The following is a 15,975-nucleotide window of genomic DNA, read 5'->3' as shown; positions in this document are numbered from 1 at the left end:
AAATCCGAAGATTTCACTTCACCAGCTTTAAATTTAGAGACTTATGTCACAGCCTCATTTTTTGGCACCGTTATTTAAGGTTGCTGAAAATGCGAACCCCATAAGCGGCCAGCGACTGTTGGCCACTGACAGGGTGATTGTTAGCTAAGACATCGGTTAATTCAGTGGCTAAAGTCAGTGTTTGGGGCTCATGACTGAAGTTGATCACAAAATAGTATTTCGCTTGTGAATCTTCCCGAACTTGAATCGAGACGGGTGTGCCTAACGTTTTGATGGGTAAGGTTGGGGATAACTTTAGTTTTTCATCTAGTTGTTGATAAAAATCAGCTAAAAAGGCTTGTTCCCCACGGGCGGCCATATAGTAGGCGGTCCCGGCGCCCACCGTATTTTGGGTTAAGGCTGGGCTGCCAGCGTAAAAGTCTTCGGTATAAGTGGCGAGACTTTCAGCGCCCGCTAAGTCGATGATTTCGGCATAGTCGTTCACGGCATATTTTTGATAGGTGTCGGCCCGCAACTGGTTATGCTGTTTAGGATACAAGGTGTCCGTTTCGGCTACTTTAATACCGTAAGTGGCGGTCAAATCGGGGATACCACCGCCTAAGTAGGCCAAGTAGTTGCGGTCTACCACGCCGGTAATGTAAGTCCCGACCAAATGACCGCCTTGTTCAACGTAAGCCTTTAACTTGGCGGCAAAGGTGGGACTCATCATGAAGTGCATCGGGTCGATGACGAGGTCATAGGCGGTTAAGTCATCGGCAGTGCTGACCAAATCAACCGGGATGTTATGTTCCCAGAAATATTGATAGTGCGTTTGAATCGTCGTCCAGTATTTTTTCGTTGTTTGGGCGTAGTTGCGCGCATCGTCTAACGCCCACAAGTTGTCGTAATCAAAAACAATCGCCACTTTTGCCGCCACATAGTTGGTAGCGTGGGCCGCTTGGAGTTGTTGTAAGATGTGGCCTACTTGGGTGACGTCTTTGAAGACGCGGGTTTGGTCGCTCAACTGATGGGTGATGACGGCGCCATGGAACATTTCCGAGGCACCACGCGATTGATGGAGCTGGAAATACATCACCGAATCAGCGCCGTGTGCGACTTCTTGCAAACTCGCCATGGCATGCATTCCCGGGCGCTTGGCATGGTTAAATTGGTGCCAGTTCACTTGCGATGGGGTATTTTCCATAATTAAATAGTTAGCGTGTTTCAAACTGCGCATGCTGTCATTCATTAGGGCCGTCTTCATACCCAACTTAGCGGTGCTTTCGTAATCATTGCCCCAGTTCGGGTAGGAGTCCCAACTGACAATGTCGAGATGTTGGGCAAATTTTTGATAATCGAGGTCAAAAAAGACGTCTGAAGTCGGGGGATTACCGCCCATGAGATTCGTCGTTACGGGAATATTAGGCGTGAGCTCGCGCAAGGGTTTAATTTCATTGTCGAAGAAGTCGATGGTTTGGTCAGAAACAAACCGTTTCCAATCTAAATTCAAGCCGAGCACATTCATATCACCATTCGGCATCGGCGCTGCCACTTGGTCCCAAGTGGTATAGGCATGCGCCCAAAAGCCATTCCAATAAGCATGGTTCAACGCATCCAAGGTCTGATACTTGGCTTTTAACCAATCACGAAACGCTGCCTGACATAAATCACAATAACAAGCACCACTATATTCATTAGAAATATGCCATAACACTAAGTTAGCGCGTTTACCATACCGTTTAGCGAGCAGGCGATTGATGGCTTGTGTTTTTTCACGATAAATTGGCGAGGTATAGCAATGATTATGGCGTTCACCAAAATGATTCCGTTGACCGTTAGCGGCGACCCGCAAAACTTCGGGATATTTCTCTGCTAACCAACGCGGCCGGGTCCCGCTCGGCGTGGCTAACACCACGTTAATATGTTGTTTTTCCGCGCGGTCAAACATCTCATCCAACCACGTAAAGTTATATTGTCCTTCGGCTGGTTCTAACTGCGCCCATGAAAAGATGCCCAACGACACACTATTGATGTGGGCTTCATCAAAATATTTAAAATCTTGGTCGATAATATCCGGGCGGTCGAGCCATTGATCCGGATTATAGTCACCACCATGCAAAAATTCACTAATCGGCAACGGATTACTCATAACTAAAGTCCCTCTCTTTCAAAACTATTTGGCTAAAGTATAAGTGAATTCCATCGTAAAATTAAGCCTATCATAGGTTCTGACAATAATAACCGCATTATCTGATGTTTAACGAGTTGTCAAAACATCAAAAAATGCGGTTTAAAATGTTTTGCCGCTGCCAGTCCGGGACAATGACGCTGTGGGGCAACCCGCTTGAGCCAAAGGGCGGTCTCAAGCGGCGGTTGACAGCCAAGCAAAGTCCACTTGTCTGTCAACACGACCCATGTTCTAAGCGACCAAAAAACACTCGCCAAGAACATTTTCACAGCGCCATTGTCCCGGACTGGCAGCTAATGAACGTTTTCAGGATGGCAATATGACATATCTGCATGACTGACTGGCGTAGTTGGTTTTAGCCAAACACTTAGAGTTAAATAAATAGTGTTACTCGGTTAGCGTACTTTTACAGCAGCAATGTGTCGCTTGATAAATAGTGCGAGGTAATTACATATATGATTATCAAATTTGTTTAATGCGAATTGGAGGTGAGTAAGTCGTGATGGTATTTTTGCATGAGGATAAAGATATCTAAAATTTTAGCCGGAAGCGACTAGTCAGCTCGCCGTGTCGCAATTATGCCGGGGCGGGGTTGGCCCCAGCGTAATTGGGGTCGTCTTTTTAGACCGGCGGCGGGTTATGGCCGGGCTGAAAAGCGCCCTGGCGACCGGTTTATGGCGTCAGGTCTACCCCACGGCGGGCTGACTAGTCGCTGGAGGCGGCCCATACATACCACGCAAAAAAAGCCTCAATAAATGAGGCTTTGCAGTGGCGGCTAGTAGCGTAATAATGCTAATGCGGCAGTTTCGGTTGGCATGCGATCCGCTGGGATGATGCGGATTTGGCCTTGTTTGCTCATGACCACGTCGACGAGGTCGTCGATTAAGTTGTCGGGCATCGTTAATTCGCCGGTTTCAACGTGACCGTCTGGCATTAAAGTCCCGCTAACTTGGGCGTCGTCGGCGACAATCAGGGTGTCGATGCGACCATGTAAAGCCGGGGTAATCATGTCGAACGGGTCATCTAAAGCCCGTTGCCGGGATTTGGCGGTGTCATACCGTTCTAGTAAAATATCGGTCAATTGGTGATGCCACTTGTCTTGTACGGGCATCGTAGCCGTTTGAATATCTGCTAAATTCAACCCATTCGGTGATTTATCAATCATTAAATGTTGTGATAAATATGGGTTCTTGCTGAGTTTACGGAAGACCGCTTGATTATGCGATAAGCCCATTAAGATTAACGGCCGTTGCGACGCTTGTGAATGGGTTAAGCAATATTGGTCGACTTGTAAATAATAATTACGTTGGTCGACATCGCGCTCTTCGGCTTTGGCATTGTGACCGTGATAGTTCACGCCGTGTGTGGGACTCGAGTTGAAGTTCAAATCACCGCCGCGCAGCTCGTCACCGAGGGCCTTTTTCAAGGTCGTGGGGGCATCGTCTGGCAAGTCGACTTGAACTAAATCACCATACCGTTGTTCGTAAAGTTGCATCGAATCTTCACTAATGGTTAGCAAGTCAAAGTCGAATTGTCGCTGGCGGTCCGCGATGATTGGGCGGATGGCTGGCATACTATTGACGACGACTTGGTTAGTTGTCGGGGTTTGTAAATCGTATATTAAGCACTCATTAGCGTTTAAAATTAAGCCGGTTTGTGGTCCCGTATGTTGGAGCCAAAAACTGTTATCAGCGGCTAAATCTTCCAGCTGGGTTTGATAAGGTTGCCAATTCGTTTTTGGAAAGCGTTGGGCTAACTGTTGTCGTGCGGTGCTCATCAATTGTTTCAATTCTAAGCGCCGATGTTGCATGTCATTTAAGACGGCTTCAGTATTCAGATAGATGGCGATGAATGGTCCAGCATCGCGCTGTTGCATTAAGTGATTGAGATCATTTTTTACCATGGTATCCATAGGTCCAACCTACTTTCTATTTTGAGTAATAACAGGATAACAGGTTTGAATACAATTATGCAAGCGTTATGCTTACGATAAGATAAAAATGTTATTGCCGCTGTCGGCTGACCGTAATTCCAGTCGCCATGGGGACCGGTTCAAGCCTGAGGAGCGGTCTTGAACCTCGCTTTTGTGCCTAAAAAAGCAAGTCTCAAAAGACGTCCGTGGTGTAAACGGGATAAAAAGCAATCCCGTTAACGCCACCTGCATGGCGGTTTCTATTACGGTCAGCCGGCAGCTAGCTTGTTTTTTTGATAAGTATGGTGTCGCTCTAATCCACTGATGGTTGGGAACCTTTGTGTTGGACATCATTTTTACTTGTCATTGTGAAATATGCTTAATTCATTGTAATAGTAACCAATTTTGATAGGGAATCTTCAAAGATGTTGTTGCCGTAAGCTGGGCAAAAAGCATGCCGAACTAACGCCCAACTAAATTGATTTCCATGTAAAAATGATATGACTGCAAATGTGCTGCAATTTTTGATAGCCGTCTATGAAGTTGCGAGTGACTTTGCCAAAATTAATTGTTTATCAATAATGGTACCTGAGTTAATGATAGTTGCTTTGGAAATAGACATTGAGTCAACCGTTACGAAAACTAGCATGTGGATGTGACAGTTAGATTACGTTTGATTGAAATCATGGTTGTTATTTAGCCAGTCGGCCCGCGGTGCGACGTCGTGTCGCGAAAATAATGTGGCGGGTTGGGTCACATTATTTTCGGGGTCGTCTTTTTAGACCGGTAGTGGGTTATGGCCGGGCTGAAAAGCGCCCTGACGACCGGGGTATGGCGTCAGGTCTGCCCCGTGACGTTCTCACCGCGGGCCGACTGGCGGCAATACGCCAACCCAAGACTTTCATCTTCCAGCGGATTAGGGTATATTTAGCTTATACTGCAGTAGTTTAGGCGGTTAAGGATTATTGGGAGGCGGAAGTATGCCAGCAAAGAAACATGCCGGTTTAAAGTGGTTAGGTCGGGGATTGTTTGTAATTTTGATTTTGCTCTCACTAGCGCTTATTTTTAATGAACAAATCAAAAGTTGGTTAGTCAGTTCTTATGCACCAAGTGTGACGACTAAGACAGTCAAAAGTAATAGTAAGAAAAAAGCCGATTTCAACTTTTCTAAAGTGAAATCATTAGATTTTCAAACGGTCGCTAAGGCGCGGATGAATAAGAATTCCATCAGCGTGATTGGGTCGATTTCGATTCCATCGGTCAACTTATATTTGCCGATTGGTAAAGGGGTCAGCAATGAAACGTTAGCGTTAGCTGCCGGGACGATGAAGGCGGATCAAAAGATGGGCCAAGGTAATTATGCCTTAGCCGGTCATCATATGATTAAGCATAACGCGCTGTTTAGTCCGCTCTACTATAAGAGTAAAGTTGGTCAGATGATTTATTTGTCCGATGCGAAAAATATTTATGCTTATAAGACGACGACGCGTAAATTTATTGCGGCAACCGATGTCCAAGTTGTTGACGATGTGCCGGGTAAAAAGCTGGTCACCTTAATTACTTGTGATAAGACTGGGGCGGGTCGCCTGATGATTCGCGGGACGTATCAGCAAAAGTGGGCGTTCAAAAAAGCACCCGCAAGTGTCCAGAAGTCATTTACAAGTCATTTCAATAACAAGTATTAATTTTTGGGGAATCTAGTGTCGCTCGCAATTAATTCACGGTACAATATAGGGGTACTAGTTCGGTGTCAGGACAAGTGCCTGATGCCACATATCTGAGGAGGTCCATTGATGGTTGGATTAATTATTATCGCAGTCGTGTTAATCTTGATTGCGATTTATGTGATTATCTATAACGGCCTGGTCAAGTCACGGATGTATACGCGTGAAGCTTGGAGCCAAATCGACGTGCAATTAAAACGGCGTAACGATTTGATTCCGAACTTGGTCAGCACGGTTAAAGGATACGCAAAGCATGAAAAGAGTACGTTGGAACAAGTAGTTTCATTACGGAATCAATTGACCCAAGTGCCTAGTGGCGATCATCAACAAGCCATGGCGGTATCGGATCAATTGACGAGTTCATTGAAGAGTATTTTCGCCTTGGCGGAAAACTATCCGGATTTGAAAGCCAACGAAGAATTTAGCAAGTTAATGGAAGAATTAACGAATTCGGAAAATAAGATTGCTTATTCACGGCAATTGTTTAACTCTAGCGCTTCAAGTTACAACATGAAGTTACAACAATTTCCGTCAAACATTATTGCTAACATTCACCACTTCCAAGCAGTCGAATTTTTGGCCGTGCCCGAAGCGGAAAAAGCAGCACCGAAAGTTTCATTTGATGATTAGAGGTTACGCCCATGTTATTTGAGCAAATTGCCCGCAACAAGCGGCACACGGTTTACGTGATGGCCGCTTTTGTCGTGTTAGTAGCTTTAATTGGGGCCGCGGTCGGGTACGTGTTTTTTAACAGTGCCAGCGCGGGACTGATTATGGCGATTATTGTCGCCGCCATTTATATGTTGATTATGATTGGTCAATCGACCGATGTGGTCATGAATATGAATCATGCGCGCGAGTTGCATTCAGTGGACGACGACCCGCAACTATGGCATATTGTGGAAGACATGGCATTGGTCGCGAAAGTCCCGATGCCACGAGTCTTTATTATTGATGATGCCAGTCCGAACGCCTTTGCCACCGGCAACAATCCCGAACATGCCGCCGTGGCGGTAACTACGGGGATTCAAGCCCGCTTGAACCGCGAAGAAATGGAAGGCGTGATTGGTCACGAGATGACCCATGTCCGCAACTATGATATTCGACTTCAAACGATTGCGTTAGCTTTAACGGCCGCAATTAGTTTGCTGGTCAATTGGGGTATGAATTCATTTTGGTGGGGTGGTGGTCGCCGCCGCCGGGATAACGACCGTGATGGTAACGGTGGGGTTGAAGCCCTGCTGATGGTTTTAGCCATTGTGGTGATTATCTTAGCGCCGATTGCAGCCAGCTTAGTGCAAATGGCGTTATCGCGGAATCGCGAATATTTAGCCGATGCCGGCGCCGTCGAATTAACACGGAATCCGCAAGGTCTGATTGATGCGTTAAACGCTATTGATGACAGTGAACCGATGAAACAAGCGGACCCAAGTAGTGCGGCCCTTTACATTTCAGACCCGTTTAAGGCGAAGAAATCTTGGGCCCATTTATTCGATACCCATCCGCCGATGGCCGATCGGATTGCCCGGCTAAAAAATATGTAATAAAAGACTGACGTTAGCTTAATAACGGATTATAATAAAATTAAATAAGACAGTTGAAAGAGTGAGTCGGTTGCAACGCAGATATATTTACGCCAATTTAGAAAAACTAGATAATTTGGTCTTTGCCTACGGGATCGACCAGAGCGATTTTGTGCATGGTATTAAACGATTACCTGATAATTTGGTGTCTTTAGTCGGGTTGGATGACGATGAACATGCCGTCAACGCTCACACTGGTTTGAATGTCATTAATGATGAAAACGAGATTCGCCGGTACTTACTGCAAAGTCACACCTTACCCGTTAAATGGATGGACTATGATGAAGTCGGGGACTTAGACTTTTTAACCGCGACCGAAATTGCGGAGCTGTTATATTTAGGTCACATGGACCGACCGATTCGTTCGCCGTTCAATTACAAGTTACGTAATCATTACGTGTTCTTGCAACAACGCAACGGTGGGATTAAGATTTATTTCTATTATATTTCGGCTTTCAGTCACGTTTTAAGCGCGGCGATTGTCCGCCACACGTTAGAAGCTTATCGGGGGCGCCGGATGTTTATGCGGACGTTACAAGTGCCGCGGGTGCCCGAAGCGATTTTAAAGCAACTCGTGCGGTTGATGCCCGATGGTTTGTTTATTTACTTTGATCAGTCCATGGTTCGTCAGCGCCAATTATTAGTGCCAGTGCACACTGAGATGACCAACAATGACATCGAAGTTTTTGACCCGGCTCGCAACGACGAGAGCCGGCGCACGCATAATGTGGCGACGTTAGAATTCAACTTGAATTCTGGTGAATGGGGCTTAAACGTCCACGACCAGACCGCTTTCGAAGAACATTTATAGCATTTACGACGACATCTAAGGGTTGACCTTGGGTGTCGTTTTTTTTGCCGCAGTTATTTGGCGTTGTGGGTCAAGGGTAATTCCAGCCGCCGTGGCGACCGGAATTACCCTTGACCCACAACTGAATTGCATGTTGTTTGTAAATGGCGAGCTATAATCGTTGTGTCAGTCACTGTTGAATTATCATTTTCGCTGAATGTCTCTGAATTATGACCCCAAATTTATATCAACTCATTGGGAAAATAACTACCTATCGAGTTAATATTGTCGCACAGTTAGAATATTTATTAGTGGAAGTTATGTGTGACGGCGAGATATTTTAAGCTGGGATGCTACTAGATATGCAAAAGAAAGTGGCTGACCTCGGTATGCATTTTTGACACGGAGCTATGGTGAGTCCAGTTAAAAGCCATGTTACCATTTAGCCGTGCGCTACTAGGCGTGACACCGTGTCGCAATTATTGGTCGGTGGGGTTGCGACCAATAATTGGGGCCGTCTTTTGAGACTGACAGGGGGTTATGGTCAGGCTCAAAAGCGCCCTGACGACCGGGCTATGGCGTCAGGTCTGCCCCATGGTGGCTCGCCTAGTAGCGCCCGGCGGCAAGCACCACTAACACCAAACCTCCCGTTCAACCTAGCAAAGTGGTATAATCTTGAGTGCGAGTAGCTAAAATTTATTGAGCTATTATGAGAAGTAACCGAAATTAGTCAAATAGTGTGCCGGCGATGGTCGGCCTCACGAATGGAGAGTTTAGTCATATGAAGATGCAAGTTACCGAAATTGCGAAGGCGGTTAGCGCGGTCAACGCGGAACAAGCCTGGCCGGAAGTTAGCGTAACGGGGGTATCCTTTGATAGCCGGAAATTAACCGCTGGCGATTTATTTATCCCGTTAGTTGGCGAAAATGATGGCCACGCATTTATCCAAAGTGCGATTGATCATGGGGCAGTGGCCACGTTATGGGCAAGTGACCACGCGGATAGTGCGCCCAAGGATTTACCGGTAATTTTGGTTGGCGATACGCTAACAGCGTTACAACAATTGGGGCAATATTATTTACAAAAAATTAATCCAAAAGTCGTCGCTGTTACGGGTAGTAATGGGAAAACCACGACGAAAGATATGATTGCCAGTGTCTTGAGCACGCAATTCAACGTGACTAAGACGCACGCGAACTTTAATAACCAAATCGGGGTGCCGATTACGTTATTGAGTATGGAACCTAATACGGAAGTGGTCGTCGTTGAAATGGGCATGGACCATTTTGGTGAACTCGACTTCTTGAGCCGCTTAGTCCAACCAGATGTGGCCGTCATCACGATGATTGGGGAAGCACACATCGAATTCTTCGGTACGCGCGATAAGATTGCGGATGCCAAGTTGGAAATTATTAACGGCTTAAAAGCAGACGGCACGTTCATCTTTAATGGTGACGAACCGTTGTTACAAGACCGGGCGGAAAATGTCAAACAACGCCAACGGACATTTGGCCTCGATGCGGATAACACGTTGAGTGGTAGTGATGTTGAAACGAGTCGCGCCACCACGTCATTTAAGACCAACTTGTGGCCCGATGCGACTTACACGATTCCAATGATGGGCGCTTACAACGTCAATAATGCGTTGGCAGCCTTATTAGTTGGGGACACGTTCCACATTCGTCCTGAATCTGCCCAAAAAGCGATTGCTAGTTTTGTGCCGACTGAAAACCGGACCGAATGGTTGACCGGACACAAAGGTGAAGCCATTTTGAGCGACGTTTATAATTCTAATCCAACCGCGGCTAAACGTGTGTTGGCAGCCTTTGCGGCGGTACCAACGAATGGTAAACGGATTGCCGTTTTAGGCGATATGTTGGAATTAGGTGATCAAGCTGATGCCTTGCATGCTAGCTTAGCGAGTGAACTCAACCCCGATACGATTCAAAGCGTTTATTTGAATGGGGAACACATGCAAGCGTTAGCGGCGGCGTTGAAGGTGAAATATCCCGAAACTGCCGTCCATTACTACACCATGGACCAACAACCGGCCATGATTGAGGCGTTGCAACAAACGGTCGCGGCCGATGATGAAGTGCTCCTTAAAGGGAGTCACGGCATTCATTTGGAAAAAGTTTTGACCGCTTTGGAAACGGCCTGAAAATCATAATATAAAAATGAAAATATTTTAAACTGAGAGACCGCTAGCGCTGGATGGGCAATGGTGACGCTAACAAAAGTTAACGGCGCTAAACCCACGTCATTACGCCGGAGGTCTCTCTTGCTAATTTGTATTAACCGGTGTATGATAATTCAGTTGTACTATTTGAAAGTCAGACCGTTGGCTTACATGCAGCGCCCCACGGGGAACGGATTTTTCCCTAGCTGCCTGTAATCCCATGGTGTCATCCTTAGGAGGAAACATATTTGAAGTTTACAGAACTAGGCTTATCCGATAGCCTACTTAAAGCCGTTAAGCGGGCCGGGTATGAAGAAGCGACCCCCATTCAAGCCGAAACCATTCCAATGGTGCTTGAAGGAAAAGATGTCATTGGCCAAGCTCAAACCGGGACCGGGAAGACCGCCGCGTTTGCATTGCCAATTTTGGAACGTTTGGATTTCGACAATCATCACATCCAAGCTTTAGTTATTTCACCAACGCGTGAATTAGCCATTCAAACACAAGAAGAAATTTTCCGATTAGGTAAAGATGAACGTGCCAAAGCCCAAGTGGTTTATGGTGGTGCGGATATTCGTCGCCAAATCAGAAACTTGGAACAAAATCCACAAGTCTTAGTTGGGACTCCCGGACGGTTGCTTGACCATATCCGTCGCGGCACCGTTAAGCTTGATCATATCAAAATGTTAGTTTTAGACGAAGCTGACGAAATGTTAAACATGGGTTTCTTGGAAGATATTGAATCAATTATCAAACAAGTGCCTGACAGTCGTCAAACGATGTTGTTCTCAGCAACGATGCCGCCTGAAATCAAGCGCATCGGGGTGCAGTTCATGCATGAACCACACCACGTTAAGATCAAATCAAAAGAAATGACTGCTGATACGGTCGACCAATATTACGTTAAAGCCAAGGAATACGAAAAGTTCGATATCATGACGCGCTTATTCGATGTTCAGGCACCTGAATTAACGATTGTCTTTGGTCGGACGAAGCGCCGGGTTGATGAATTATCAAAGGGTCTTGAAGCACGTGGTTACAACGCTGCTGGGATTCATGGTGATTTAACGCAACAACGCCGGACGCAAATCATGCGTCAATTCAAAGCGGGTAAATTAGATATCTTAGTAGCTACGGACGTTGCCGCTCGGGGACTTGATGTTTCTGGTGTGACCCACGTTTACAACTACGATATTCCGCAAGATCCCGACAGTTATGTTCACCGGATTGGTCGGACAGGCCGGGCCGGACACAAAGGGGTTTCATTGACGTTTGTTACACCAAACGAAATGGAATACTTACGGGTCATTGAAAAGTTGACCAAGAAGCGGATGTTACCATTGAAGCCACCAACTGAAGCAGAAGCTTTTGCCGGCCAAATCGCCGCTGCCGAAGCTAGTGTTGATACGTTGGTTGCTAAGACGGCGACTGACAAGTATGCTGACCAAGCCACAGAATTATTGCAAAAGTATGATGCTGTTGACTTAGTGGCCGCTTTATTGAACGACTTAACTAAGGATGACGCCTCAGCTGTACCTGTTAAGATTACCCCAGAACGCCCATTACCTCGTCACAAAGGTGGCGGCGGTAACCGTCGGGGCGGTGGCTATCGTGGTAATCGTAACCGCAACAGCAACAATCATGGCGGTTACTCCCACAATGGTCGCAATCGTGAAGGTGGCAACCGTAACCGTCGTAACAGCGATCGCAAGAGCAATGGTTACAAGTCACGCAGCCGTGACGACAACCGGAGCAGCAATCGTAACCACGACGATGGTCGCAAGCAAAGCACTAAGCGGAGCTACACGATTCGCACTAACGACTAATTAAATGTCATTTCCCAAAAAAGTCGAGCACTTGTTGCTCGGCTTTTTTTTGCCGCGACCGGCAGACCGTAATTCCAGCCGCCATGGAGACCGGTCCAAGCCTGAGAAGCGGTCTTGGACCTCGCTTTTGAGCTTGAAACCCAAGTCTCAAAAGACGTCCGTGGTGTAAACGGGATAAAAACCAATCCCGTTAACGCCACCTGCATGGCACCTTCCATTACGGTCAGCAGGCCGCTAAACTGATTTTGACATAAAAATAGCGTGTCGATGGTTGGGTGCTCACACCATGTGTGTTGGTCGTTATTTTCAATTACTGGTATAAAATACAGTTAACTCACCACAATCATGATTAATATTAAGCGAGCTTGCTTTTGCGACACGGCGCGCCCACTAGTCGCTTCCGGCTAAACGGTAACAGTTGGTTTTATAGATGTTGGCAATGTTGATAGTCGGAATGTCGGTTAGTGTTATTATACGGTTGAATAAGATAGTTTAGTTAACTGATTAGCTGGTCGCGTAGCGGTTGATACGCGTTAAGTGCTGTGAATAGATTGTTGACGGTGTTTTTCGCGATGTTTGTTAGCTTATCGGTGGTCCTAAGCGTTAGCGATAATATTTAGGTTGATAGTCGTTGCAAGTTTAAATGATACTAATAGTTAATTTGATTGCGGTAAACTAATGGTAACGATGGCGGCGTCAATGTAGCTAGCGTCCACTAAAACAAACATTTTTCATGTAAGTATGAAAAGGTTGCGTGCTGGTTAACCTGTTACTTCTGGCACGTCTGTGGTAAATTGGAAATAACCACTTTTTAGAAAGGCGATGGCGCTGTGATTTATGGTACCGGGATTGATTTGACGGAACTTAGTCGAATTGAAGCGATGTTAGTACAAGGATTAAAATTGCCGGAAAAAGTTTTGACGCCGGCGGAACTCGCCGTTTTTAAGACTTACGGTCAAAAACGTCAAGTGGAATTTTTGGCGGGCCGGTTTTCGGCCAAAGAGTCGTATAGCAAAGCTTACGGTACCGGAATTGGCGCGGCAGTCGGCTTTCAAGATGTTGAGATTTTAGATAATGCGGCTGGTCGGCCGGCAATTACTAAGCACCCCTTTGATGGGCCTGCTTGGATTTCGATTTCGCATACTGACCAACTTGTCATGACACAAGTTATTTTGGAAAGAGGCAAACTGTGATGGTAGTAATTGGGGAACACCGCCACACCCAAGTCAAGATTGACTTGCAGGCAATTAAACATAATATCAATGAAGAAATGACCCGCAAAGATCCGTTAACGGAATTGTGGGCCGTTGTTAAAGCAAACGGTTATGGACACGGCATTATTCAAGTGGCCCAAGCCGCCAAACAAGCTGGTGCCACGGGCTTTTGCGTGGCTATTTTAGATGAAGCCCTCGCGTTACGCGCGGCCGGCATTACGGAACCCATCTTAGTCCTCGGCATTACGGAACCGGAATATGCACCGCTGATTGCCGAAAAAGATATTTCGGTTGCGGTCGGGTCGCAGGAATGGTTAGACCAAGCTAAGTCAATTTTAGCGGCTAATCAAGTGAGTGCACCGTTGCACGTGCATTTAGCCCTCGATACGGGAATGGGCCGGATTGGCTTTCAAACGCCAGCTGAATTAAGCGTAGCCGTCAAAACGTTGAATACACCGGCTTCTCCGTTTGATTTTGAAGGGGTCTTCACGCACTTTGCAACTGCGGACCAAGCCGATGATACGTACTTCGAACATCAAATTGATAACTGGAAGCAGCTGATTGCGGTAATCGATGAATTACCACGCTACGTGCACGTTTCCAATTCGGCTACCAGTTTGTGGCATCAAGCATGTAACGGCAATATGATTCGCTTTGGGGTCGCGTTATATGGTTTGAACCCTTCCGGGACGGAATTAACGTCACCATATCGGCTACATCCAGCGCTATCATTAACAGCTCAATTATCGTTCGTGAAAAAGCTTGCGCGCGGTAAGTCCATCAGTTATGGTGCCACATACACGGCGGCGCAAGATGAATGGATTGGGACCGTGCCGATTGGGTACGCCGATGGTTACGAACGGCGGCTCCAAGGATTCCATGTGCTGGTGGACGGTGAAGTTTGTGAAATTGTCGGTCGCGTCTGCATGGACCAAATGATGGTTCGGTTACCGCATGAAGTTCCGGTTGGTAGCACGGTCACGCTCGTCGGTACTGATGGTGATCAAACGATTACGTTACAAGATATTGCCGATTATTGTGGCACGATTCATTACGAAATCGCATGTGGCTTAGCACCACGGTTGCCACGGGTTTATACGGAATAAGGGTTCACAATTAATTTATGCTTAGTTCGTTTTTTTATTTGAATCGTATATAAATCGGCCGTCACCAAAATTGGTGGCGGCTATTTATATGTCTATTTAACTGATGCGGCCATGTTAGCTTCCAATCAGTAGTTATAATCAGTGGCAACCGTAATTCGCGCTAGTTATTATTGGGATTAACGGCGAATATGGTGTATATTTCATTCATAGCAAGATTCAATGATGAAAATCAGGCGGTCAAGGATATTAAGTAGCTTATAAACTGATTATCACTAGCTTTTGTCCGCTGAAATAGGTAAACGGTTGCTTAATGTAGTGTGTTCATGATATTATGAGTAGCAAGAATAGCCACAACTAGGACTGTAACGGGGCAGCAACGGTGGCTATGGCGTCAGTTATAAAGGGAGATGAGGCGATGGCCGCAGCTGACATTAAACGTGGTGATATTTTTTATGCCGACCTTTCGCCGGTCGTGGGGTCCGAACAAGGTGGCATGCGACCGGTGTTAATTGTTCAAAATAACGTCGGTAATCATTACAGTCCCACGGTGATTGTCGCGGCAATTACCGCTAAGGTGCAAAAAGCTAAAATGCCTACGCATGTGAACATCAATGCGGCACATACGGGGATTGAAAAAAACTCAGTCGTGCTATTAGAACAAGTGCGCACGATTGATAAACAACGTTTAAAAGACCGCGTGACGCATCTGGACGAATCGACGATGCAACGCGTTGATAATGCATTACAAATTAGTATTGGACTGGCGGACCGGACGAAACATCGCGCCCGACGTACCGTGCAACCATAGTTAAGCGATGGGGATTAGTCATTTACATATAATTGATCCAACTCGGTGCGAATCCATTTGGGCACTAACGATAAGCAAAATCCACTTGATGATATATGACATCAGGTGGATTTTTTTGTTGGCGTTAAATTACTTTGGAGTTGGATGGCCGCTGGAAGCGACTAGTGGGCGCGCCGTGGGGTAGACCTCGGGCCATAGGGCGGTCCCGAGGGCGCTTTTTTGCCCGGCCATGACCCGTCGCCGGTCAAAAAAGACGACCCCCAAAAACAACTTGGCCCAACCCACCAAGTTATTTTTGCGCCACGGCGCACCCACTAGTCGCTTCCAGCTATATTGATTGTTGATATCAGCTAGGTTGCTAACAAGTTATCAACAGGTGGTATAAGTGGTCCTTTTGCAATTAGTCAATAAGTGCCGGTTGTTGTGAATTGGCTGTGATTTCATTGGTTATGATGAGCGGGTGAAAACTGTCAAAATAGCTGGAATTCTCATTTGAAAGTAGCAATTATCAAGGATAGTAGCGGTATACCTTTGCAAGAAGCACCTTACGCAGGCTATTGTTATTTGAGCAATGCACATCCGCATTGGGATAAAAATATAATTCGGTTAGTAATATGGTAGATTGCAAATTTAATCCGAATTTTTGGACAAATTGTTCAGCATAAC

At 46.2% G+C, this 15,975-nt stretch carries 11 protein-coding genes; 9 read left to right on the top strand and 2 right to left on the bottom strand.

The window, feature by feature from the left end:
- Positions 1-70 precede the first annotated feature (70 nt).
- Together DY78_RS08565 and DY78_RS08560 are read right to left on the bottom strand one after the other, a co-directional pair.
- Positions 71-2,128 carry a beta-galactosidase gene (locus DY78_RS08565; RefSeq protein ID WP_024625306.1) on the bottom strand — a complete coding sequence of 686 codons (2,058 nt, stop codon included), beginning with the start codon at positions 2,126-2,128 and terminating at the stop codon, positions 71-73.
- An 814-nt stretch (positions 2,129-2,942) separates the two neighbouring features.
- Positions 2,943-4,079, bottom strand: coding sequence for a baeRF6 domain-containing protein (locus DY78_RS08560; RefSeq protein WP_024625305.1), 1,137 nt, complete (start codon positions 4,077-4,079; stop codon positions 2,943-2,945).
- Positions 4,080-5,059: 980 nt separating this feature from the next.
- Here DY78_RS08560 and DY78_RS08555 point away from each other — a divergent pair.
- From DY78_RS08555 to DY78_RS08510, 9 genes are all read left to right on the top strand, one after another.
- Entirely contained in the window at positions 5,060-5,764 is a 705-nt protein-coding gene (locus DY78_RS08555) for a class A sortase (protein WP_024625304.1), read from the top strand.
- 108 nt (positions 5,765-5,872) lie between these two features.
- Positions 5,873-6,433 (top strand): LemA family protein, encoded by a 561-nt coding sequence (locus tag DY78_RS08550; protein ID WP_024625303.1) that lies wholly within the window; start codon positions 5,873-5,875, stop codon positions 6,431-6,433.
- Positions 6,434-6,444: 11 nt separating this feature from the next.
- Positions 6,445-7,347 (top strand): zinc metalloprotease HtpX, encoded by a 903-nt coding sequence (gene htpX / locus DY78_RS08545; protein ID WP_024625302.1) that lies wholly within the window; start codon positions 6,445-6,447, stop codon positions 7,345-7,347.
- A gap of 61 nt (positions 7,348-7,408) precedes the next feature.
- Positions 7,409-8,197, top strand: a complete 789-nt coding sequence (locus DY78_RS08540; protein ID WP_033612640.1) for a hypothetical protein — start codon at positions 7,409-7,411, stop codon at positions 8,195-8,197.
- Between the two features lie 760 nt (positions 8,198-8,957).
- Positions 8,958-10,337, top strand: a complete 1,380-nt coding sequence (locus DY78_RS08535; RefSeq protein WP_029779058.1) for a UDP-N-acetylmuramoyl-tripeptide--D-alanyl-D-alanine ligase — start codon at positions 8,958-8,960, stop codon at positions 10,335-10,337.
- 266 nt (positions 10,338-10,603) lie between these two features.
- Positions 10,604-12,181 carry a degradosome RNA helicase CshA gene (gene cshA, locus DY78_RS08530; protein WP_024625300.1) on the top strand — a complete coding sequence of 526 codons (1,578 nt, stop codon included), beginning with the start codon at positions 10,604-10,606 and terminating at the stop codon, positions 12,179-12,181.
- 830 nt (positions 12,182-13,011) lie between these two features.
- Entirely contained in the window at positions 13,012-13,374 is a 363-nt protein-coding gene (acpS, locus tag DY78_RS08520; RefSeq protein WP_024625299.1) for a holo-ACP synthase, read from the top strand.
- On the top strand, positions 13,374-14,501 hold the full coding sequence (gene alr, locus DY78_RS08515; protein ID WP_024625298.1) for an alanine racemase: 1,128 nt from the start codon (positions 13,374-13,376) through the stop codon (positions 14,499-14,501). Before acpS ends, alr begins: the two co-directional genes overlap by 1 nt.
- A 415-nt stretch (positions 14,502-14,916) precedes the next feature.
- A complete protein-coding gene (locus DY78_RS08510; protein ID WP_024625297.1) occupies positions 14,917-15,309 on the top strand; it encodes a type II toxin-antitoxin system PemK/MazF family toxin in 393 nt (130 codons plus the stop codon).
- Positions 15,310-15,975 lie beyond the last annotated feature (666 nt).

The sequence above is a fragment of the Lactiplantibacillus fabifermentans DSM 21115 genome (assembly GCF_000498955.2).
Classification (GTDB): domain Bacteria; phylum Bacillota; class Bacilli; order Lactobacillales; family Lactobacillaceae; genus Lactiplantibacillus; species Lactiplantibacillus fabifermentans.
This window is presented reverse-complemented; position numbering and strand designations above follow the sequence as displayed.

Coding starts and splice junctions, on each gene's coding strand:
- DY78_RS08565 (WP_024625306.1), bottom strand. CDS start 2,128: ATGAGTAATCCGTTGCCGATTAGTGAATTTTTGCATGGTGGTGACTAT.
- DY78_RS08560 (WP_024625305.1), bottom strand. CDS start 4,079: ATGGATACCATGGTAAAAAATGATCTCAATCACTTAATGCAACAGCGC.
- DY78_RS08555 (WP_024625304.1), top strand. CDS start 5,060: ATGCCAGCAAAGAAACATGCCGGTTTAAAGTGGTTAGGTCGGGGATTG.
- DY78_RS08550 (WP_024625303.1), top strand. CDS start 5,873: ATGGTTGGATTAATTATTATCGCAGTCGTGTTAATCTTGATTGCGATT.
- htpX (WP_024625302.1), top strand. CDS start 6,445: ATGTTATTTGAGCAAATTGCCCGCAACAAGCGGCACACGGTTTACGTG.
- DY78_RS08535 (WP_029779058.1), top strand. CDS start 8,958: ATGAAGATGCAAGTTACCGAAATTGCGAAGGCGGTTAGCGCGGTCAAC.
- alr (WP_024625298.1), top strand. CDS start 13,374: ATGGTAGTAATTGGGGAACACCGCCACACCCAAGTCAAGATTGACTTG.
- DY78_RS08510 (WP_024625297.1), top strand. CDS start 14,917: ATGGCCGCAGCTGACATTAAACGTGGTGATATTTTTTATGCCGACCTT.